General features: G+C 44.4%; 16 protein-coding genes. 4 read left to right on the forward strand and 12 right to left on the reverse strand.

Going from position 1 to position 20665, the window contains the following annotated elements:
* Window positions 1–53 precede the first annotated feature (53 nt).
* Window positions 54–443: a hypothetical protein gene (locus NYE72_RS17750; protein WP_076225205.1), complete on the reverse strand. Its 390-nt coding sequence runs from the start codon at window positions 441–443 to the stop codon at window positions 54–56.
* Between the two features lie 131 nt (window positions 444–574).
* Window positions 575–2320: a beta-galactosidase gene (locus NYE72_RS17755; RefSeq protein WP_076274780.1), complete on the reverse strand. Its 1746-nt coding sequence runs from the start codon at window positions 2318–2320 to the stop codon at window positions 575–577.
* Window positions 2321–2474: 154 nt separating this feature from the next.
* Here NYE72_RS17755 and NYE72_RS17760 point away from each other — a divergent pair, with 154 nt between their 5' ends.
* The gene (locus NYE72_RS17760; RefSeq protein ID WP_038571715.1) at window positions 2475–3929 is read left to right on the forward strand and encodes a sulfatase-like hydrolase/transferase; all 1455 of its coding nucleotides are present in this window, start codon (window positions 2475–2477) and stop codon (window positions 3927–3929) included.
* A gap of 72 nt (window positions 3930–4001) precedes the next feature.
* On the opposite strand, the gene NYE72_RS17765 is transcribed toward NYE72_RS17760, so the two are convergent.
* The 5 genes from NYE72_RS17765 to NYE72_RS17785 form a co-directional block, all read right to left on the reverse strand.
* Entirely contained in the window at window positions 4002–5501 is a 1500-nt protein-coding gene (locus NYE72_RS17765) for an arylsulfatase (RefSeq protein WP_076146426.1), read from the reverse strand.
* 15 nt (window positions 5502–5516) lie between these two features.
* Window positions 5517–7412 carry a family 20 glycosylhydrolase gene (locus NYE72_RS17770; protein ID WP_076274779.1) on the reverse strand — a complete coding sequence of 632 codons (1896 nt, stop codon included), beginning with the start codon at window positions 7410–7412 and terminating at the stop codon, window positions 5517–5519.
* 121 nt (window positions 7413–7533) lie between these two features.
* Entirely contained in the window at window positions 7534–9165 is a 1632-nt protein-coding gene (locus NYE72_RS17775; RefSeq protein WP_076146430.1) for an extracellular solute-binding protein, read from the reverse strand.
* A 57-nt stretch (window positions 9166–9222) separates the two neighbouring features.
* Entirely contained in the window at window positions 9223–10122 is a 900-nt protein-coding gene (locus NYE72_RS17780) for a carbohydrate ABC transporter permease (protein ID WP_051491567.1), read from the reverse strand.
* 24 nt (window positions 10123–10146) lie between these two features.
* Complete coding sequence (locus tag NYE72_RS17785) at window positions 10147–11115, reverse strand: ABC transporter permease subunit (protein WP_036688194.1); 969 nt, start codon at window positions 11113–11115, stop codon at window positions 10147–10149.
* A 249-nt stretch (window positions 11116–11364) separates the two neighbouring features.
* Between NYE72_RS17785 and NYE72_RS17790 the strand changes: the two genes are divergently transcribed.
* Both NYE72_RS17790 and NYE72_RS17795 read left to right on the forward strand, forming a co-directional pair.
* The gene (locus NYE72_RS17790; protein WP_339210139.1) at window positions 11365–12804 is read left to right on the forward strand and encodes a response regulator; all 1440 of its coding nucleotides are present in this window, start codon (window positions 11365–11367) and stop codon (window positions 12802–12804) included.
* The gene (locus NYE72_RS17795; RefSeq protein ID WP_036688197.1) at window positions 12791–14569 is read left to right on the forward strand and encodes a histidine kinase; all 1779 of its coding nucleotides are present in this window, start codon (window positions 12791–12793) and stop codon (window positions 14567–14569) included. Before NYE72_RS17790 ends, NYE72_RS17795 begins: the two co-directional genes overlap by 14 nt.
* 81 nt (window positions 14570–14650) lie before the next feature.
* Here the strand turns inward: NYE72_RS17795 and NYE72_RS17800 are convergent, their stop codons facing one another.
* From NYE72_RS17800 to NYE72_RS17820, 5 genes are all read right to left on the reverse strand, one after another.
* Window positions 14651–16039 carry a sulfatase gene (locus tag NYE72_RS17800; RefSeq protein WP_076146432.1) on the reverse strand — a complete coding sequence of 463 codons (1389 nt, stop codon included), beginning with the start codon at window positions 16037–16039 and terminating at the stop codon, window positions 14651–14653.
* A gap of 106 nt (window positions 16040–16145) precedes the next feature.
* On the reverse strand, window positions 16146–16979 hold the full coding sequence (locus NYE72_RS17805) for an AraC family transcriptional regulator (RefSeq protein ID WP_036688203.1): 834 nt from the start codon (window positions 16977–16979) through the stop codon (window positions 16146–16148).
* Window positions 16980–17018: 39 nt separating this feature from the next.
* Window positions 17019–17996 (reverse strand): formylglycine-generating enzyme family protein, encoded by a 978-nt coding sequence (locus tag NYE72_RS17810; RefSeq protein WP_081387006.1) that lies wholly within the window; start codon window positions 17994–17996, stop codon window positions 17019–17021.
* 35 nt (window positions 17997–18031) lie between these two features.
* The gene (locus tag NYE72_RS17815) at window positions 18032–18565 is read right to left on the reverse strand and encodes a chromate transporter (protein ID WP_036688207.1); all 534 of its coding nucleotides are present in this window, start codon (window positions 18563–18565) and stop codon (window positions 18032–18034) included.
* 11 nt (window positions 18566–18576) lie between these two features.
* Window positions 18577–19239: a chromate transporter gene (locus NYE72_RS17820; RefSeq protein WP_339210141.1), complete on the reverse strand. Its 663-nt coding sequence runs from the start codon at window positions 19237–19239 to the stop codon at window positions 18577–18579.
* Window positions 19240–19425: 186 nt separating this feature from the next.
* On the opposite strand from NYE72_RS17820, the gene NYE72_RS17825 reads away from it, so the two are divergent.
* Window positions 19426–20625, forward strand: coding sequence for an ROK family protein (locus NYE72_RS17825; RefSeq protein WP_339210143.1), 1200 nt, complete (start codon window positions 19426–19428; stop codon window positions 20623–20625).
* Window positions 20626–20665: the final 40 nt, after the last annotated feature.

The raw sequence follows: 20665 nt of genomic DNA on the forward strand, positions 1-20665 counted from the left end.
TTCATTCACAACTAGGAGAGCAACCAGCTGTCTACACTCTAAATCATATTGCTTCAAGGAAAAATAATATCACCTTCGTTGCTGCTTACATCAAAAAATCCAACTTTATGTTTTATAGCCAACTCCCGCATCGCCGTATAAGCTTCGTCAGCTACGGAATACGCAAAAGCCGCATAGATGACGGATGAGCCAAGCGAGTAGTCAGTTAACCGGTTATCCGTTCCGGCTTCCTCCATCGCCTCAAAAATCTCGTCCTCTACATTCATATTAGGAAATTGCTCAGACAACTCACTATAAAAGCGTTGCAGCGCCTCCGATAAAACCGATGGATCGTTATAGGCATGGTCTTCCGACCACTGCACTTGCTGCTCATACCACTCCATAAACGTTGCTCTCTCTTGCGGTGCTTTAGACGTCTCAAATGCCATCAAATCATAGCTCATTTAAAATCCTCCTCTAACCCACCCTAATCGTGCATTTTCAGTTCCTATAAATTGTTGGGCTGTTTTGATTATATATTAAAAATCATCAGACCCGTACTATAGAATCATGATACTTACTCAACCGTTAAATATCATGTGAGCTCCGGTGTATCTACAAAAGTAACCACTGGCTCCATTACGCCATGTAGTTCGAATAAGATAAGCTCGTTATCACCTTGACGCAGAAGCGGAGCTGGTAAGTATAGTGTTTTAGTTGGACCCTGCTCCCAGTAGCGCCCTAAATTAAAGCCGTTTATGAAAACCTGACCTTTACTCCATCCGTCCAGCCGCAAAAAAGTATCCTCAGACTTACTGACTTGAAAGCTCCCCCGGTAAAAAGTAGGCTGCTGACGTTGCTCGCAATCTATCGGTGTGAATGATAATCCCTTAAGATTGGTTAAAGGCAAAGAATGAATGGTCCAATCATGCAGGAATTGATAGCCGAGTCTAACGCCACAGGTTATGCCTTTTGGATCACAAAGCAGCGGGCCATAATTTACACGCCCCATATTCTCCACAAGGATGTCGATCTGCAGTCCCTCCGTTGGAACCTCTAATGGAATTCCTCGCGGATCCCAGCGTTCAACTGTACCGACAAAGGCCCCATTCGCGAATACAAGCGCACGATCACGTACTTCTTGAAGGACGAGCTCCATACTGCTGCGGGGTCCACTGATCCTCGTCGAATATAAGATGAACCCATGATTCTGACCCAGTTTCTCCATTGGCTCGGGACATGCTCTATGTTCTGGGGTAGACAAAACGTCTAACTGAGTGAACAGTGGTGCTGCTTCTGTCATCAACACTTTACCATAAGCTTGTGACTTTAATAACGGCGGTAATTCCAGTGGCGGTAACGTTACGTATTTCTCAATTATTTTTCGTGCTGCATAGAATTTTGCAGTTGGCTTACCGGATTCGTCCAGCAGCGTATCATAATCGTAGCTGGTTACGATGGGCTCATATTTGTCAAAAAGATTTGCCCCATTCATAAATCCAAAATTCGTCCCCCCATGGAACATATAGAAGTTAACAGAGGCTCCTAAAGCCAGCATTTCATCCAAAGTCTCCGCTACTTCAGATTCGGGGCGTGTATTATGCGGTTTCATCCAGTGGTCAAACCATCCATTCCAGAATTCCATACACATCAACGGTCCCGTAGGCTGATATTCACGTAGTTTAGCAAAGGCTTCCTTTGCCCGTGAACCAAAATTCACAGTGGCGAACACTCCGTCAATCATACCGCCTTGGAGCATATGATCTTCAGCTCCATCTGAAGTAAACAGCAGAACGTCCATGCCGCGGGCGATCATTCCTGCTTTTAGATCATTCAGGTAAGTCTTATCACTACCAAAGCTTCCATATTCGTTCTCTACTTGAAGGGCAAGCACAGGCCCACCGTTAGTGCTTAACAAGGGCCGCAGACGTGGAAGCAACTCATCGAAATAGGCATCCAACTTAGATAAATAGACGTTATCATTACAACGCAGTTGTGTGTTATTGTCCGCAAGTAACCAAGCTGGCAATCCACCGAATTCCCATTCCGCACAAATATAAGGACTTGGACGCAAAATCACGTGCAAACCAAGCTCTCCGGCAAGTCTAACGAAAGCCTCGATGTCAGCAAATCCAGCAAAATTGAAGTTCCCCTCCTCTGGTTCGTGTAAATTCCAAGGAATATAGGTTTCAACAGTATTCAATCCACAAGCCTTCAGCTTCAGCAAACGATCCTGCCAATATTCCGGAACGATCCGGAAATAATGAAGCGCACCAGAAAGCAATCGGATGGGTTGTTCGTCCAATATAAAATGATCCCCTGATATGGATAACTTCCGCATATAATTTCTCCTCCAACATTGAGATAGACTATTTAATTATAGGTAATAAAAATATCAACCCATATGGACGATTCTAATGAAATATATGGAGAATTCATTGGTTGCTAGGGGCTTTTGTGATGCTATACACTATATTCATAGGGGGTTATTACGGATGTCAAAAAGAACTCATATTTGGTTAATTACCACAGATCAAATGCGCGCGGACGCACTAGGTATCGAAAACGCTTCCGTACTGACACCTGAACTTGACCAGCTTGCTTCGGAAGGCACACTCTTCACTGGCGCTTACTGCGCTAGTCCCGTTTGCACGCCTTCACGTTCTTCCATTTTTACAGGCAGGTATCCGCATGTTCATGGTGCCTGGAACATCGGTACCACACTCAGAGAAGACGAACTTACCTTATGCGATCATTTAAAGAAAGCGGATTATAAAACCATCGGTATAGGAAAGATGCATTTCCGCCCTCAGATGAAGGGGAACTTTTCACAAGAATATGAAGAGCCTGCTTATCGTGACCGCGGAAGAGCTTCCGATGGAACGTACTACGGATTTGATGAACATCATATTACGGAAGACAATTGTATCGGGGAATATATGGAGTGGCTTAGACAGCGTAACCCTGAAGTGGCAGAGCGTTTCAGCAAGGACCATTACAGAGCTTCTAATGCTCAAAACGATGTGTGGGAGAGCGAACTCCCTCCGGAGCTGCATCAGACTTATTGGATTGCTGAACGGAGTATCGATGCTATCCTCGCCCACAAAACCGAGCAACCGCTATTTTTATGGACCAGTTTCGTCGATCCACATCACCCCTTTGACCCTCCAAAAGCTTACGCGGATATGTACGCTGACACTGACATTCCATCTCCAGCCAGAGAAGCAGATGACGTGCATCTTCGTCCTCCACATCTGCTGCGTCAGAGTCAGGGAGGATATTGGCCTGGTGGCGGTGAGGAGCATTCTCTTGATGAAGCGCATATGAAACGGCTCACCCGAAATTATTATGCGATGATTACCTTCATTGATGCGCAGATCGGACGTATTATAAAAGCTTGGCGTCAAAAAGAAATGTACGATGATGTAGTCATCCTCTTTACCAGCGATCATGGAGAACTGCTCGGTGACCATGGACTAATTTACAAGGGGCCGTGGTTTTATGAAGGGTTAACACGAATCCCGATGATCGTACGCGGTCCTGGGATTGCTTCCGGGCAACGGGTCCCTGCTTTGATGGAACATGTTGATATTGTCCCCACACTGCTTGCAGCCGCAGGTCTCAAAACTCCCTACGGAATTCAAGGTGTGTCACAGATGGAGGTGCTGGCTGGAAGAGAGTCCCATGTGCGCAATTCTGCCCTGACCGCTTATATTGCTCATGACCGCGGCATTAACGCTAAGTGTTTGCGTACAACACGTTATAAGCTGGTGATTTTCGCAGGTGAGACCTACGGCGAATTGTATGATTTGAAAGAGGATCCTCATGAAAACTCCAATCGTTTTGAAGATCCCGATTATAGTGATATTCGCCATTCGATGGTTGAATTGCTCGTCCATCGAATGATTCAAGATCAGGACCCTTTGCCTGAACGCCGGAGTAGCTGGTAAATTCACTAACCTTTCTTTATATCCGTAACAGACGTAGGGCAACCTGTGAGTTCTGGTTGCCCTATGTTATGATTATTTCCCCAATTGGGATGCCTTTAGAATATGAGATATTGGGCGTCCGGCAATCCATTCGCCGTTGTTTACAAACCCTTCCTCTCGTCCCTCCAGCTCGTGAATAAGACGCTCTCTCCACTCTTTTATACGCTCAAATTTATCAGTACAGCCTATCGCATTAATCTTCTCTGAGGGGTCTGCCGCTAGATCAAAATACTGCTCTTCCCCTGTCTGAGAATACCAAATAAATTTCTCTCTTCCATCCGTTAAGAAGTGGTGGGACTTTTCTCCATAGGCTTGTTCCCCATGAATATAAGATCGCCATAATGTCTGATCTCCCCTGCACAGCGGCAACACACTTTGCCCTTCTACTGGAACTGGTATTTGGACGCCAGCAGCTTCAAGAAATGTGGGCATAATATCGCGAAGCTCTACAATGGAATCAGGCCGGGAGCCTGCAAGAAGTCCAAGCGTTTCTCCCGGATCAAACACTATGAAAGGAATCTTAGCACTTCCTTCATAAGGAAGAGATTTGCGGAAGTAATGGTGATCCCCCATCATTTCACCATGATCAGAAGTAAATAGAATCAAAGTTTCATTTAAAACTCCATACTCCTGCAGCCCATTGATCAACCTCCCAATTTGGTCGTCAAGATGCGTAATTAGCGCGTAATACGCCGCACGGGCACGATCCAATCTGCGCTTTGGCAAATTAGTGAACGAAGAAGTTGGATCCTTAGCTCCGTTTAAGGCCGCACTCTCGTCCACCCAGTCTCCGATTGGAGGATCGGGAAATTCCAAGTCCTTGTACATATCTAGATAACATTGTGGCGGATCCAATGGGGAATGCGGGCGAACGAAGGAAGACCATAAGAAAAATGGTTTCCCAGGGTCCCTTCTTCGCAAAAAGTCTAGCGACTCGGTCACGCACCAATTCGTGGGATGCATCGCTTCCGGCAAGTGCCAGGGGCGGGCAACCGTTGAGGCGTTGCAATCAAGGCCTAAATCAGTGATATCCGAGTTAGCATTAGTTTGTCTTCGCAGCCACTGCAAATAATCATCCACTTGATCATAGTGTTCATCCTGTAACGTTTTGCTCTTATCCCGATTGTAGTGAAGATATCCATCATGAAGCACCACATTATGGAATCCACATAGATTACGTGCAGGATACACATGCATCTTGCCAACACACTGCGTATGATAACCAGCTTGAGCAAGCTCTCCGGCAATCGTATGGGCGTAATTCCATTCAACCTTATCCCGATAACCAACCCGCCCATGTGATCTTTGCCCCATTCCTGTCATGATAGCAGCCCTGGCGGGAATACAACTGGGGGTAGCCGAGTAAGCGTGCTCAAATAAGATCCCCCTTGATGCCAGAGCGTCCAGGTTGGGTGTCTCAACGACGGGATGTCCCATAATGCTCAGGCAATCAAAACGCATCTGATCTACGGTGATAAGCAAAAGGTTGGGCTGCTTTGTGCCCTTTTGATGGTCCAGATTAGTATCAATCATAACCTCACCCCCTCCTTAAACCCCAGCGATCACGGATGGTGTTGCAATCGTGTGCCATAAATTCGCACTTATCGTCCTGGGGTCGCCCTCGTCAACAAGACCGTCGAACGTCAGAAGCTCCTCTTCTAATTCAGCAATCTGCTCCACGTTCCCTTCGACATAACGATTGATTCGATGAATCGCCGTTCTGATTCTCTCAAGCATTCCTCCCATACGAAGATCAAAAACATCAAGACCAAATACCTTATTTTCCAGCTCCCATTGCACTCGATAGTCGTCCATGAATTGTCTGGCCAAATCAGATAATTGTGGCAAAGTCACCTTGGCAAAGTGAGCCAATTCCTCTAAATTCCCCCGATGATAAGCGTCGCGTATAGAAATCCCGATTTCGCTCTTTATTTCGAGCAAGCGACACAAGCTGGCTTGTACAGAGAATAAGGATTGCCAAGGCGAATTGCGAGTGATCGCCTGTTCGAGCTTTTCTGCACTTTGCTGATAATGCTTCGAATACGCGTTAGGAATAACATGTCGATCAAACAAACCACACAAAATATCTTGATAAAGCAAGTATTTAGCCGGATTGATAGAACATCCCCCCGGAGCCGAATTACCCGGAACCAGGTTGGCCGCATCAAGTGCCATAAAGTCATCATAATTGCCTTGCACACAGCTGCTGAATCTTTCTTTGACATGGTTCTCCACGAAACATCCCGTGTAGCTCAGCTCCGCCCAAAGTTGAAGGGTAGGAAGAACCGAGAAAACGGAAGCTTCAGCGCCATTATCTCCCCATGCGGTAATCAACACTTCTTGAATTCCATGCTTAACACAGCTATCATGAGCCAGCAGACTGACATGGCGACTGAATTCATTGTTTGGCGCGAAGCCCATCCATTTCCAAGCACCACCTGCAAATCCAATATGATCATTCAGCTGCTTATGTTTGCTTAACATCCCGTCGTATTTCTCCTGCGTTTCCGAATAATAATCCCAGTAGATCAAGGTAACATCTTCAGGAATCAGCTTTACAATATCAGGGCTAATTGGACTTTCAGCATCGTAATATTCTCCGGAACTGGCCAGACGGAAAAACATGTCGCTCCACATCATCGTCTGGAAAGCATATTTTCTGGCGATCTCCATAACAGTGCTAAAGTGTTTTAACATTAATGAAGATCGATCCTGATACCCATGCTTATCCAGGTATTTACCAAGTCCCATCATATGAGCTTCGTCCATCCCGATATTTATGCGGCGACTGCTTACATGAGCCGACATAAAAGCAAACATTCGATCAATTAACTCATAAGTTCTGGGATCATCAATAAGGAGAATATCCTGGAAATCCACAAGCGGTGCATGTGCCTGCCATTTCAATGCTTGGCCGAGATGGGCCAGGGTCTGAATACAAGGAACCAGTTCTATGCCAAATAACGCGGCATACTGATCCAGCTCCCGAATTTGATCTCCAGTATATCGGCCTCGCAAATAGCCGAAATAAGGGTATCCCTCCAGTTCGTAGGTGTCTTCCGAATACAACTGAACCGTTGAATATCCCATAAGCGCTAAACGCCGGATCAATTCCTTATATCCTTGATAGTTAAGAACCGCATTTCGCGAACAGTCTACCATGAAGCCTAACTGTTCATAAACCGGCCGTTCATTAATTTCAACTCGTTCTCCACGGCGTACGTTCTCAAGAAATCGGCTGAGTGCCCGGATCAACTGATGTTCCTGTCCATACGCAATGGTGACCTGAGCCTCATCGTAAGATATTCGAAAGCCCTTCCCTTGCTTAATACAATTCACTGGTATCCCTGAGCGTTCCATTCGTATACTCAATATTCCCGCTACTTCTGAAACTGCTGCTAACTGTTTCTCGGTTAACCCGGTCAAGTGAATGCTAAGTTTCATAAACTTTACCCTCCCAATCTTATAAGTATGCGGTCAGTAGCGCCGCACCGTCTAAGCCATACTTCAAATAATTAAACGGAAGATCCGGGCTACTTCCACCCGGATCTTCTCTATTTATCCATTATTCAATACCTTGTTCCTTGGCCTTCTCATTTACTTCCTCAATCATTTTATCAAGGCCTTTAGCCTTATAATCGTTCACAATGCTATTCCAGTAACTCTCAACAGGTTCTTTGGAAAGCATGATCTTAAGCAAATCATCATGGTCAAGCACAGTAAATTTATCCTTTGTTGGGGTGGACATATAAGTTAACCGAATATCATATTCTGGAACCTTCGTATTATTCTGAATCCAGTCGATGTAATCGACAGCTTCTTTGCGGATTCCTTCGTTAGCAATCGTCGGGTTATCCATGTTATAGCTATCTGAAGTTTCATATGCCACCAAATTCTTCAGAAATCTGCTAGCTGGATACTTCTCATTTAACGAACCCTTTTCAATGACAACCTTCTGCCCATTTTCGAGCTTGTAATCTACACCTTCGATGCCATAAGTCAACAGATCCTTGCCTTCAGGAGACAACACATAATCATAGAGTGCCATGATGCGATCCATCTTTTTATCGTCAATCTTATTGCTGAAATAGCTTTCTGACCAGTATGTTTTAAAGATAGCGTGTGAACGTTCACCATCAGGACCGATAAGCGGCTTGAGCGCCTTCACGCTCTCCGTCATATCCTTATCCGGATAAGCTGTTTTCCAGCGTTTTTCATACATATCGCTATTTAAATTTATGAAACCTCCACCGCTCAGGAGAGCAGCTGCTTTGCCTGCTACGAAATTGTCATAGGACTCTGCTGGTTTAACAAGCGCGATGTCTGGATCGATCAATCCTTTTTCGTACATATTCTTCATGTTTTGCAGCGCTGGCAGCGCATTTTTAGAGAATACAGCAGGGATAAACTTTCCATCCTCTTTGATCCATTTAAAATCACTGCCGCTTCCATCACTAGTAGCAACCGGGTTGCCATACAACCAGAAGAATCCGCCCAGCATCTTGGTAGTTGTCGTCGTAAGACCAGTAACATGCTTGCCTTCCGGATCCGACTTTACGATTGCATCAAGCATGGCTTCAAACTCTTGCCATGTCTCTGGTTCTTTGGTGATCCCAGCCTTTTGAGCAAGATCCCAACGATAGAAGACCATACGATCCAGTGCGCTCCAATCGACACTCGGGAACATCCGGCGAGGCACAGTATAATACTTTCCATCCACTCCTAATCCTTTAATATCTGGCGATTCGAAGTATTTTGCAAGATTTGGATACTTTGAAAGATCCGGGAGCGCTTTGACAACGCCTTGATTCACCCATTTGCGCTGATATTGTGTACCTACGGCGTCGATCGCGAAAATGTCTGGCAATTGGCCGGAAGCGGCCCACATTTGAATCTTCTGGGTATAGTCATCCCAAGACAAATTGACAGGTTTTAGTGTGATGTTGAATTTCTCCAACACTTGTTTAGCGATCGGGTCCTTTTCGAGGTTAGCAATCTCGGCATCCGCATCCCAAAACCCAAGAGAAATAGTCATTGGATCCTTGTAAGGATTATCAGTGGAGTTAGAAGAATTCGGAGATGTTTCACCGTTTGAACCAGCCTGCCCTTTGCCGTTATTGCCTCCACCGCAAGCCGTGAGTACTGAAGCCAACAAAGTTATACATAATGCCAATGTCATTATTTTCTTTCTATGCATGCTTGAAACCTCCCTTTATACTATTTTAGGATAGAATCAATCTATTTAAAATCTTTCTTATCCTTTTATTGAACCCACCATAATGCCTTTATTAAAATGCTTCTGCAGGAACGGATAAACAACAATAATCGGAATACTCGAAACTACAATCGCTGCCATTTGAAGTGCAGGTGTGTAGACCTTCCCCGTCTGCTCCTGCTCGGCCATCGTTTGTGCCATTTGGCTTAGCAAGGAATTCGAAGTAATAAGTGTCTCCCGTAGATAAATCTGAAGGGGTGCTTTTGCCGCGTCACTGATAAAAATTAATGCATACCACCATTCATTCCATCTTTCCACAGCATAGAACAAAGCAAAAGTCGCCATGAATGGAGCAGAAATTGGAATAATGATTTTGAAAAGAATGTACAGATCATTCGCCCCATCCAGCTTAGCCGATTCTTCCAAGCTTTCTGGAATGGTATTGAAATAGTTTTTCATAATGATTAGATAAAACGTATTGAGACCCGCAGGGATGATCATGACGAGTATATTGTTTACGAATCCTAGATCTTTAACGACTAAGTAAAAAGGAATTAAACCGCCATTGAAAAACATAGTGAACAAGATCAAGCTAAGCATTATGTTTCTGCCGGGCATACCCCGCTTGGATAATGCGTAAGCTCCCGCCACAGAGATTGTCATGCTGAACAACACGCCAACCACTGTTACGATGACAGAATTAAAGATGGAAGTCCAAAACTTCATATCCTGAAGCAAAAGCTTGTAAGCGGACAGGTCAAACGAAAGCGGAAAAATATAAAAGTCGCTTTTACTAATCGCTTCGAACTTTGCCACAGAGATAATAAGAACATTATAGAAGGGAAAAAATGTTACTATTGCTAGGAGCCCCAGCACCACGAATGCGACGATATCGAAAACACTCCACTTTTTTCTCTTTTTAACCGTTATGTCGGTCACTTGCTTCTCCCCTTTTCCTGCAGATTAATACAGTCCTTCCTCGCCCATCTTCTTAGCGAACGTATTGGCCGCCCATAAAAGGATTAGGCTGATAATGGACTTTACGACACCCACGGCGGTCATATATCCAAAGTCTCCTCCAATCGTGAATGAAGTCCGATAAATGTAAGTATCGATCGTGTCGGCAACCGAATATACCGGCGAACTATACAGGTTGAAAATTTGCTCGAAGCTCGAACCTTGGGTTAGTAGTTGTCCAACTTGAAGGATTAGCAGGACTGCGACTGTACTTTTCAAACCCGGCCATGCGATGTTTAGCAAACGGCGAAACCGGTTCGCTCCGTCTACTTCAGCCGCTTCAAACAGCTCAGGATTGATCCCTGCCAGAGCCGCCAGGTAAATGATTGAATCCCAACCGATCTCTCGCCACACATGCGTGATATACAGAACGGGTCTGAATGCACTTTCATCGACAAGAGGAGAATTCGGATCTCCACCAAACAGCATGATGATCTGGTTATAAATCCCGTCTTTGCTTAAAATATTGATAATAATCCCCGACAGTACAACCCACGATATAAAATGCGGGAACGTCAGGATCGTCTGAAAAAACCGCTTCATTTTTGTCCTGGAAAACTCATATAAAACAATCGCCAGGATAATGGGCATCGGGAAATGAGTGACCAGCTTCATCAAGCTGATAATGACCGTATTCCAAAACGCCTTGCGAAAATCGGGGTCGGTCAGCAGCGTTTGAAAATTCTCCAATCCAACCCAAGGACTGCCCAGAATCCCCTCACTGTAATTAAATGTTTTGAACGCTAGCGTTACACCGTACATGGGAGCATAGCTGAAGAGGGCGTACCAGATTAACACCGGTAGAACCATAAGGTAAAAATACTTGTACTGTAAAATCGTTTTCCCTAAACTTTGCTTTGGAGCAAGAGTTTTTAAGCTTCGCTTAGGCGTTCGAGCGGTTACAGAATCAGCCAATCTTCTCCCCACCTTTCTGTATGAGATTGTTATGCTTGTAAGCGATTTATATGGTAAATTATATCGGGAGTGTAAATTCTCTTGTATAGAGAATACAACTCCGGTCATGTGGATTTTTCACACCTTGGCGGGTGACCTTCCCGTGACTCGTAATATCGGACATAGTGAGCGTAAGATAGTCCATACCCCCCTTGGTCCACAATCGCTAGGATAAATCTAAGAGCTCTATAAAGAAAGGGGGATTCACTTATGCGTTCAGTGATTATTGCAGATGATGAGAAGTGGATTGTAGAAGGAATTAAAGCAGGAGTGAATTGGAAGAAATACGGCTTTGAAGTAATCGGCGATGCCGAAAACGGGCAAGAAGCCCTTCAATTAATTCAATCGCTTCGCCCCACCCTTGTTCTAACAGATATCAAGATGCCTGTTATGAATGGACTAGAGCTCATTCAACGTGGCAAGGCCATCGCACCTGATACGATCTTTATCGTACTCAGCGGACATGCCGAGTTCGCTTATGCACAAAAAGCGATGAATTATGGTACTTTCGGATATTGTCTCAAACCCTTTGAAATCGAAGAAATTGAAGGAATGCTCAACCGAATAGCCCAGCAACACGATTCCAAGACAGTTAAAGAACAACCTATCCACGACTTCGAACTTTATGAAGCGGTTTGTTCCGGAGATCTTGAACGAATTAACTTATGGTTGGATGAGAAGAAAATACCCTTGTCGAAAGATACCCCTCATATCCCCATTGTTATCCAAGGGTTAAGTTCACCTGTAGATGTCGGGCAGTTCTCTTCCCTGGTCTTCCCAATGAGCCGCCGTAGGTATGGATACTTATTAGAAGAGTGCCAATACGAAGTCTTCCTCCAGGGTCTTGAACAAACAGAAGTTGTACAAGAGTGCGGAGTCGGGATCGGTCCTTCTATTTCGGATATACAACAATTGGATGCATCTTTAGAGTCCGCCTCTCATGCTGCTTTCAGTATGTTCACAACGGGGATGCCCGGATGTTACCGGGTGAATCCACAGCAGGAAATACCGATCGACGAGAAACTCAAAGAGATTTCCCGGATTCTTCATAATAAAGACCGGCTCGGTTTCATAGCAGCCATGGAATCGATAAAGAAATTATTCAAAGAGGGAACGTTCACCATTAAAGAAGCCTATTTGCTCTATACATCGATCCTCTACTTATTTCCTCGGGAAGGGACTCGGGTTAGCGGCCGTTTTTTTGAAGGATATGAACAGCTCTATTATCGGTACGGCACGGCTGAAGCTATGATCGATGATCTGATTCTTATGACACTTGATATTTTTATGAACAGAAACGAATCTGATATTTCACGAATCTCAAACCACAAAGTCAAAGAAATCATGTTATACATCCGCAACCATTTCAATCAAGAAATTTCGATCCAGCATTTAGCCAATCAGTTTTTTTTAAGTCCAAATTATTTATGCCAATTATTCAAAAAAGAGGTCGGCGAGACCATCATCGAACATATCAGTCGTTTACGAATTGAATACGCTTGTAAAACGCTGATCGAAACCAACCTTTCCATTTACCAAATCGGTGAGAAATGCGGTTTTCAGGATTATTTCTATTTCACACGAATTTTTAAACGGCATCTCAAAATGACACCTACACAATATAGGGAACAAAACAATGAAGACATTTAAGAGACTATCCATCCGAACTCAGGTTTTGCTATTCGGGTTATTTATTGTTGCCATTATCCCAATCATCGTTTCACGAGTCTACCAACTATCAAGCGAAACTATCATTAATCAAAATACGCAATACAATACAGAGCTGGTCTCCCTCCTCAAGCAACGGATTTCTGACAACTATGCCAACGTTTCTTCCATGATGATGAATGTGGGTTACGATTCGACCGTCCAAAAGTTCCTAGTCGAGAATGATAAGCTTCGAGTCTACGATCTATCCCAAAAAGTTGAAGGATTGTTGAGCATCGCCCGAAATATGAACACGGATATCTTAGATATTATTGTTATCGGCAGCTCAAACACACGTATTTCCTTAGCAGGAAGAACAAAATATGCTATCGATCTTATGAAAACAGCTGAGGAGGATGGAATCGTTCATTATCGCGGATACAGTCCTCCAGACAAAGTCATCGACAAGAGAAAACTGCTTTTCGGGATGAACATCTTCGCTTCAGGTGACACGTCCCTATATGGTGAAAAAATTGGCTATCTCGCAGTTATTGTAGATATGAAGGCCATTCAAACTGAAATTTCTGAGTATCCCCGATTGGTCGGAACCAGCTTTTTTATGATGGATGATAAAGGCATGATCTACTCTAATAGCAATGAGCCGGAGGATATGCTCCAGCAGTTTCAAACTCGGGCAACTGGAAGGGATGGAGAGTCCATCGTCGAGACCGTTCATGGAAAGAAATATGCAATTCAGTCCTTTAGCTTACCGGAGATCTCTGGAAAAATCATAACCGCTGTTCCTGTCCATAATTTAATGAAAGAACTGGAGAAATTAAAGAAGGTCAGCTATGCTCTTCTAGCCTTAATCTTGCTGGTCGTCTCTATCCCCTATTCTGTGCTTATGATGAATCTCTTAAGACCGTTGTCTAGGCTTATGCGTTATATGAATCAATTAAAGGGCGGAAGTCTGGGGATATTGAACAACAAGGTCGATTTAAAGGGCTATGCTGAGATTGAAATCATCTCTCGACAGTTCAACGATATGACCACACGGATCCACGATTTGACGGACCAATTAATCGATGCTTCAACTCAACTTTATCTGACCGATCTGGAAAAGCAGCGGGCGGAATATTCGTATTTACAAAGTCAAATTAATCCGCATTTCTTAAGCAATACTTTAGATACAATCAAGGGAGTTGCGATCGTAAAAGGAAATCGGGATATCTTCGAGATGACTACCGCCTTAAGCACAATGCTCAAGTACAGCATCAAAGGCAAAGAGGAGGTAACTCTTGGGGAAGAGCTGAAAATCGCGGAATCTTGTGTGAGGATTTACCAAGGCCGTTTCCCGGACAAATTTACTTACAAGCTGTTGTGTCCCCAGGAATGGTTACACATTCCCGTGCCTAAAATGATCCTTCAACCTATTGTTGAAAATGCGCTTGGTCATGGGCTTGAGGCACAAGGACAAGGAATTTTGCTGATCTCCGTAGAGAAAAACGAAGCGGGGCTGCTTGAAATCGTGGTAGAAGATAATGGTGTAGGCATCGATACAACAAGACTGGAACAACTTACGGAGTTGCTGGCTGGTAAGAATATAGAATCAGGAGATCATATCGGTCTCCTAAATGTCAATAATCGTCTAAATCTTAAGTATGGCGATCCTTGCGGCGTTCTGCTGTATAGTAAGGAGGGTAGCGGGACGAAGACCGTTTTGAGGCTTCCCGGATCTTTAATAGATCCACAAAAAGCGAGAACATAAATAGGGAGGTTGCCCATTCAGGGCAACCTCCATTTCATATGTCTTTCATTCGCCGCATTTACTAGGATATTATTAAGCATCCTATAAGGATGAGCTCAGATACTCTTTGGCATGGTAGGGTCCACCTTCCATAAGTACTGTCCATAATGGATCGATATCACAATCCATGGAGCCCATCATATTATCATGCCATTCATTCAACAGATAGACAGCCTCCATACAAACGTCTTTACGCACTTCGGCAAGATTATGTTGTTCATAAGGATCATGCTTCAAATCAAACAGCATTTCTTGCGGGAATCCATGGTGTCCGTCATGATAGGTACGTATATATAACCAATCCGCAAACCGAACGCTGCGTTGACACACATGCACACATTGTGAGATTACGAGATACTCACGCCCTCCCAAATCCCCCTCCAGAATGGTACCTGCATAACTTTCACCATCCCAAGAAGCAGCCGCTTTCAAATTCAAAAGGCTTGCTAATGTAGGTCCTAGATCAAGGTGATAATGTAGCCCCTCCTCCACGATTCCCTTCTTGCCCCCTGGCCAGCGAACAATCATCGGAATACGGCAAGTCGCCTCGTCTGCTGTGCCATGTTCGGAGTAAATTCCTAGTTCACCCAGACTCTCTCCATGATCCGCAGAGATCAAGATAGCCGTATCTTCCATCACGCCAAGTTCTCTCAGCTTAGAAAAAACTTTTCCGAGATGCTCGTCCAGATACTTAACTCCAGCATCATAGTTGTCAAAGATAACACGCAGGTCATCACGGTTCTCTATCTCCTGCTGATGCCTGAAATGCTGCTGATAATGCGATTTCGCGAGCGCATTCATATCTTCAATACTATGCTGCCCCTTCTTATTTCGGTGAAGCTCAAACACGTCTTCCGTGATCCAATCGGGTAAAGGCTCCTTCTCGAACGGATTACCGTAGCTTTCAGGTGTACGATAAGGTGTATGCGGATCCCAGAAATTCAGGTGCAGAAACCAATTTTCGGACTCCCCATTATCCTCAAGCCATTTAAGTGCCACTGGAAGCACCTGCTCTGCCGTCTCATGCCCTCTGCCACCAACATTAAACACTTCTTGGAACCCGGCGTTAAAGGTCCAAGCCGAGTGTCGTTCGGAGAAGGTGCTGATCGATGCAGTTTTCATCGCCGCTTGCCTTAATATAGCCGGAAGGCTCTCCATCCCCAACCGGTCATTGAATTCACGTTTTGCTCCTTCTCTACGCATATCAGCAGCGGTTCCGCCATGCCCTACAATCCCATTATGAATGCCAAATCGCCCGGACATTAAAGCAGAACGAGACGGCAGGCAAGGAGCATCTGAACAATAGTAGTTGGTAAAGGTGACACCTTCTTTTGCGATTGAATCGATATTCGGGGAGGTATTCCGATGATAGCCATAACATCCCAGATGGTCCGGGCGAAGCGAATCCAAATCCAAATACAAGATTCTCATGAGTTATTCCCTGCCTTTCCTTTTCATCGAAATGGTTACGCTCGATTCGGGCAGCTTAGAATGATCTGCTCATGCTTATAAGAGTAAATGAATATGGAAAGCTCCGCTATGGAGTAGCGATGTTTGTTTTTGTAAATTCGATACTTTTCCGGTACTCTGCCGGCCCCTTACCGTATTCGCCACGAAATACCTTGCTGAAGTGTGAAGCATCATAATAACCACATCTCTGGGAGATATGCTCGATTGTATAATCCGTATATTCCAGCATTTGTTTAGCTTGCTGCAGCCGCAATTTTCGCAGCATTTGCATGGGTGTCAGTTTATATATTTTCTGAAATGCCCGGCTAAAATAAACAGGATTCATATGATAGAGCTTGGAAAGCTCCTCTCTACTAATCTCCTGATCAAGCCTCTCCTCCATATATTGCAACGCTTCATTAAAGCGGTCCGTGATAAAGGGATCTCGTGAAGAACGTCGCCCGCCAAGCTTGGTACTCTCCATAATTTCATAAAGAAGAAAAAATGCCAATGAACCAACCTGAACATTCCTGAAATCATCTTCCTCCTGCAACCACAGGCTCCGCAACTCGTCAAACCTTCGCTCATATTCGCTTCGATCCCGGACCCGAATCACCTTGCCTAAAGGGAATAACTTAAAGAAGTCATCTCCGTCTTTAACTTTAGCGTTAATATTAAACAGATAATGTACACCATCCGTTTTGGAGATCACATTAAAAGGCTCGTTAGGACGGTGGATCATCACATCTCCGGCAGAAGCAACATATTCTCCTTCGGAGGATGTCGTCAATACCTCACCTTTTTGGATATAAGAGACGGTATAACAAGACTGTACATAATCGAACAGGATCCGCTTCTGATATTGAATCTTTAGGACGTCCAGCACGTTGATGTCAAACTGACTATGGATGATAGAGGACAAGGAAGTTCCTCCTTCTTATGTAGTAGTCGTAAAAGTGCTTTAACTTGTATAATCAGCCGTACATCGAAAGCCAATATTTCCGGCAGAGCTGTCTGGAGTATTTTTGCTTCTAGCCGCCACCCGATAACGGTTGCAGTAAGATTTATGGCACAAATATGATCCTCCGCGCATCGATCTTGCGACACCACTTACTGGACCTTTCGGATTCACGGATTCGGAAGATAAATGATAGTCCTTAGTAAACCAATCCGCGCACCATTCCCACACGTTTCCTGACATATTATAAAGACCATAGCCGTTAGGCAGATAGGAACTTACAGGTGCGGTACCTGCAAAACCATCGCTGGCATGATTTTTATCGGGAAACTTTCCCTGCCATATATTACAGCGATGCTCTCCGCCTGGTTTTAATTCATCCCCCCAAGGATACCGTTTCTGAACCAGTCCTCCTCGTGCGGCATACTCCCACTCCGCTTCCGTAGGCAGACGTTTACCAGCCCAGCGACAATATGCATCCGCATCATGCCATGATAGGTGAATAGCCGGATGATCAAGTCGTTCATCTACATGGGAATCCGGACCTTCAGGATGACACCAATCCGCTCCCTCCACCACCCACCACCAGGGGGTTTGAGTGGCTACTTGGGTCACCTTTTTCCCAGTTTCCATGGATACAAAAGAATGAAACACGTAAGACCATCCAAAACGTTCCGCATCTGTAACATAGTTTGTTTCCTGGATAAAAGCAGCAAACTGCTTGTTCGTAACCGCCGTTGCATCCATCAAAAAGGAAGATAAGGTAACCTTCCTAGTCGGCCCTTCTCCATCTGCGGGGAACCCTTCCTTATCATCCGTCCCCATAAGAAAAGTGCCTCCAGGGATAAGGATCATGTCCGAGAAATCTTTTTCCCCTGTTACTCCTTGAACCGTTGTGTTCTCCTTACAAACATCAATAGATTCTTGTTTCGCGACTTGATTTCGACTAGCTGAACAACATGCCCTTATATTCTCTGACATGATTTACCTCCAATCTGGGATCGTCCCGGCTCTGTCTAAAAAAAAGCTACCCCAAGAATGCCAGAAGCAACGATAATGGTGAGCGGATGCAGCTTATATTTCATTAAACCATAAAGTGCAGCGAATACAATGATCAACATGCCAAGGGTCTGCCAAGTAATAAAAGCATGTTCCACGCTATTTAAGCCAAAACGAATCGCAGCATAGGCAATCAAGCCTGTAATCACTGGCCGCAAACCATAAAATAACGTTTTAATCCATTGACTATCCCTCACCCGATAAAAGAAGACAGAAATAACAATGATGATTAAAAATGAGGGCAGAACCATGCCTAATGTTGACACAATCGCTCCTTCCATTCCGGCTATACGATATCCGATTAAGGTTGCACTGTTCGTCGCAACAGGACCAGGTGACATCCCTGCGATGGAAACTACCTCTTGAAATTCCCCTTCGGATAACCAACCCCCAGCCATGGCTTCATGCTGAATCATCGGAATGATGGCGTACCCTCCTCCAAAAGACAGAAGACCTATTTTTATAAAAGTGAAAAATAAATTCCAAATCACATCGCTTCCCCCTAAATGTAATACTCCGGATAATTCGATTCTTCATCAGAAGCTTTCAAGGACTCCTTCTCCGTTCGAACTTGGAGCCCTAAGAGCTGTTTAATTTGCAGATATACAAACCCAATACATAAACCAACTGCAATCACGTAAATGGGATTAATTCCGAAAACCAGTAAAACAACCGGTATAACTAACGCCGTAACTGCGGTAGTCTTGTCAATTATAGCGTTCTTGGCCATTCGATATGCAGCTACTAGGATCAAAGCAATAACAGCACCATTAATCCCTTTCATAGCGGCAATGACTTTTGGTTGGTCGGCCAGTTGGGAGTACACGGCGCTAAGCAAACAAACAATGATAAAGGTCGGAATCGTTATCCCTGCGATTGCAGCAATCGCCCCCGTCACACCAGCAAGACGATAACCAATGAATGCCGCTGCATTTACACCTACACCCCCAGGTGCAGCACCAGCTAAAGATAGAATTTCATCCATCTCTTCTTCACCCAGCCATTTTCGTTTAGCGGAAATTTCCCGTTCGATCATAGGGATCATCGCATAACCTCCCCCGAAGGTTACTGGACCAATTCGAACAAATACCCAAAACAACTGAAACAGTAGACTTATCCTCAGGTCTGTATTCGGTATCATATTTGTTTTCATAGTTATTCTCATGGAATCCACCCTTTTATAATCTGTCGTAATTTCATTATATCACTTTTTCCCAAAATGGAATTAAGTTTTTTGAACGGTAAAATACAACCAAGGGTTTATGAGTTATACTATATTCATGTTAATAAATACAAACTATATAAAAAACGATCTTACAAGTTCATCCTATATATAGCTTGGAGGTATATCGTGGAAAAGCGCTCGACACAAATTCCATCACCAAAAAAACTCCTATACGACCGAATCGCCGAACAAGGCACTGTTTCCAAGTTAGATCTTCTACAGACATTTTCACTTACCAAAAGCACAATGACGCGGATATTGGATGAGATGACCGAAGAAAGCTTGCTGATAGAAAGCGGATTTGGAGAATCTAGCGGAGGCAGAAGACCTATTTTATACCAGATCAATCCTTTCTACGGTTATATAATCGGTTTAGAGATTTCCAGGGTGTATTCTTCTCTTGGTTTATTTGATATGCAAATGAACCCAAAATCAATTGTTCACTGGCGAATGGATCAGGCATTCACACCTGAAAGATTTATAGATCATATCAGTAATCAAATACGCGCTTTCCTTCGGGACCATCAGTTAGTGGACAGTCAAATCATCGGGATAGGAATAGGGGCTGTGGGGCCACTTGATCGGGAACATGGCTTGATCCTAAAGCCGCTGCACTTCCCTTCTTCGGGCTGGAACAATCTTCCGATTTGCAAATTGGTGGAGGAACGGACGGGGTTCAAAGCTTGGTTGGACAACGGTGCCAATTCCGCATTGCTTGGGGAACGATGGTCTATCCGTCACGCAAACATTCAGCATATGCTTTATGTACATGCCGGAGCAGGACTCCGCTATGCGATGATGTCGCATGGAATTATTGTTCATGGCACAATGGATATGGAAGATGCCATTGGTCAAATGATCATCCAGACAGATGGACCCCGATTAAATCATGACGGGAACTACGGGGCTCTGGAAGCATTTGTATCTGTGCAGGCCATAGAACAAAGTGCACGCTCGGAGGCGAAAATGGACAACGATCTGATCCTCCAAAGATATAAAGTGGCGCCTGAGAAGCTGACTTATGATGTATTGGTACAAGCCTTTAGAGACGGTAATCCACATGCGCGTGAATTATTTACCCAAGCTGCCAGCCATTTCGGGATCGGGCTCGCTAACGTTATCAACCTGTTTCATCCAGAGACCATCATTCTAGGCGGTGCGCTCATTCACTCTCACGAGTTGTTTTTCCAAGCAGCGGTGGAGGTGGCACAGAGAAACACTTACCGTTATCCTGAATACCAACCTCACTTCTCCCTAGGTATATTAAAAGAAGAAGCTGTGGTGACTGGTGCGGCAATAATGGCGAGAAATCATATGGTTCTATAGCATAACAAAAAGGTTGTTCCCAATCCTTTGCATGACTGTT

The sequence above is a fragment of the Paenibacillus sp. FSL L8-0333 genome (assembly GCF_037965665.1).
GTDB classification, from domain to species: domain Bacteria; phylum Bacillota; class Bacilli; order Paenibacillales; family Paenibacillaceae; genus Paenibacillus_AQ; species Paenibacillus_AQ odorifer.

Coding starts and splice junctions, on each gene's coding strand:
- NYE72_RS17750 (WP_076225205.1), bottom strand. CDS start 443: ATGAGCTATGATTTGATGGCATTTGAGACGTCTAAAGCACCGCAAGAG.
- NYE72_RS17755 (WP_076274780.1), bottom strand. CDS start 2,320: ATGCGGAAGTTATCCATATCAGGGGATCATTTTATATTGGACGAACAA.
- NYE72_RS17760 (WP_038571715.1), top strand. CDS start 2,475: ATGTCAAAAAGAACTCATATTTGGTTAATTACCACAGATCAAATGCGC.
- NYE72_RS17765 (WP_076146426.1), bottom strand. CDS start 5,501: ATGATTGATACTAATCTGGACCATCAAAAGGGCACAAAGCAGCCCAAC.
- NYE72_RS17770 (WP_076274779.1), bottom strand. CDS start 7,412: ATGAAACTTAGCATTCACTTGACCGGGTTAACCGAGAAACAGTTAGCA.
- NYE72_RS17775 (WP_076146430.1), bottom strand. CDS start 9,165: ATGCATAGAAAGAAAATAATGACATTGGCATTATGTATAACTTTGTTG.
- NYE72_RS17790 (WP_339210139.1), top strand. CDS start 11,365: ATGCGTTCAGTGATTATTGCAGATGATGAGAAGTGGATTGTAGAAGGA.
- NYE72_RS17795 (WP_036688197.1), top strand. CDS start 12,791: ATGAAGACATTTAAGAGACTATCCATCCGAACTCAGGTTTTGCTATTC.
- NYE72_RS17800 (WP_076146432.1), bottom strand. CDS start 16,039: ATGAGAATCTTGTATTTGGATTTGGATTCGCTTCGCCCGGACCATCTG.
- NYE72_RS17810 (WP_081387006.1), bottom strand. CDS start 17,996: ATGTCAGAGAATATAAGGGCATGTTGTTCAGCTAGTCGAAATCAAGTC.
- NYE72_RS17820 (WP_339210141.1), bottom strand. CDS start 19,239: ATGAGAATAACTATGAAAACAAATATGATACCGAATACAGACCTGAGG.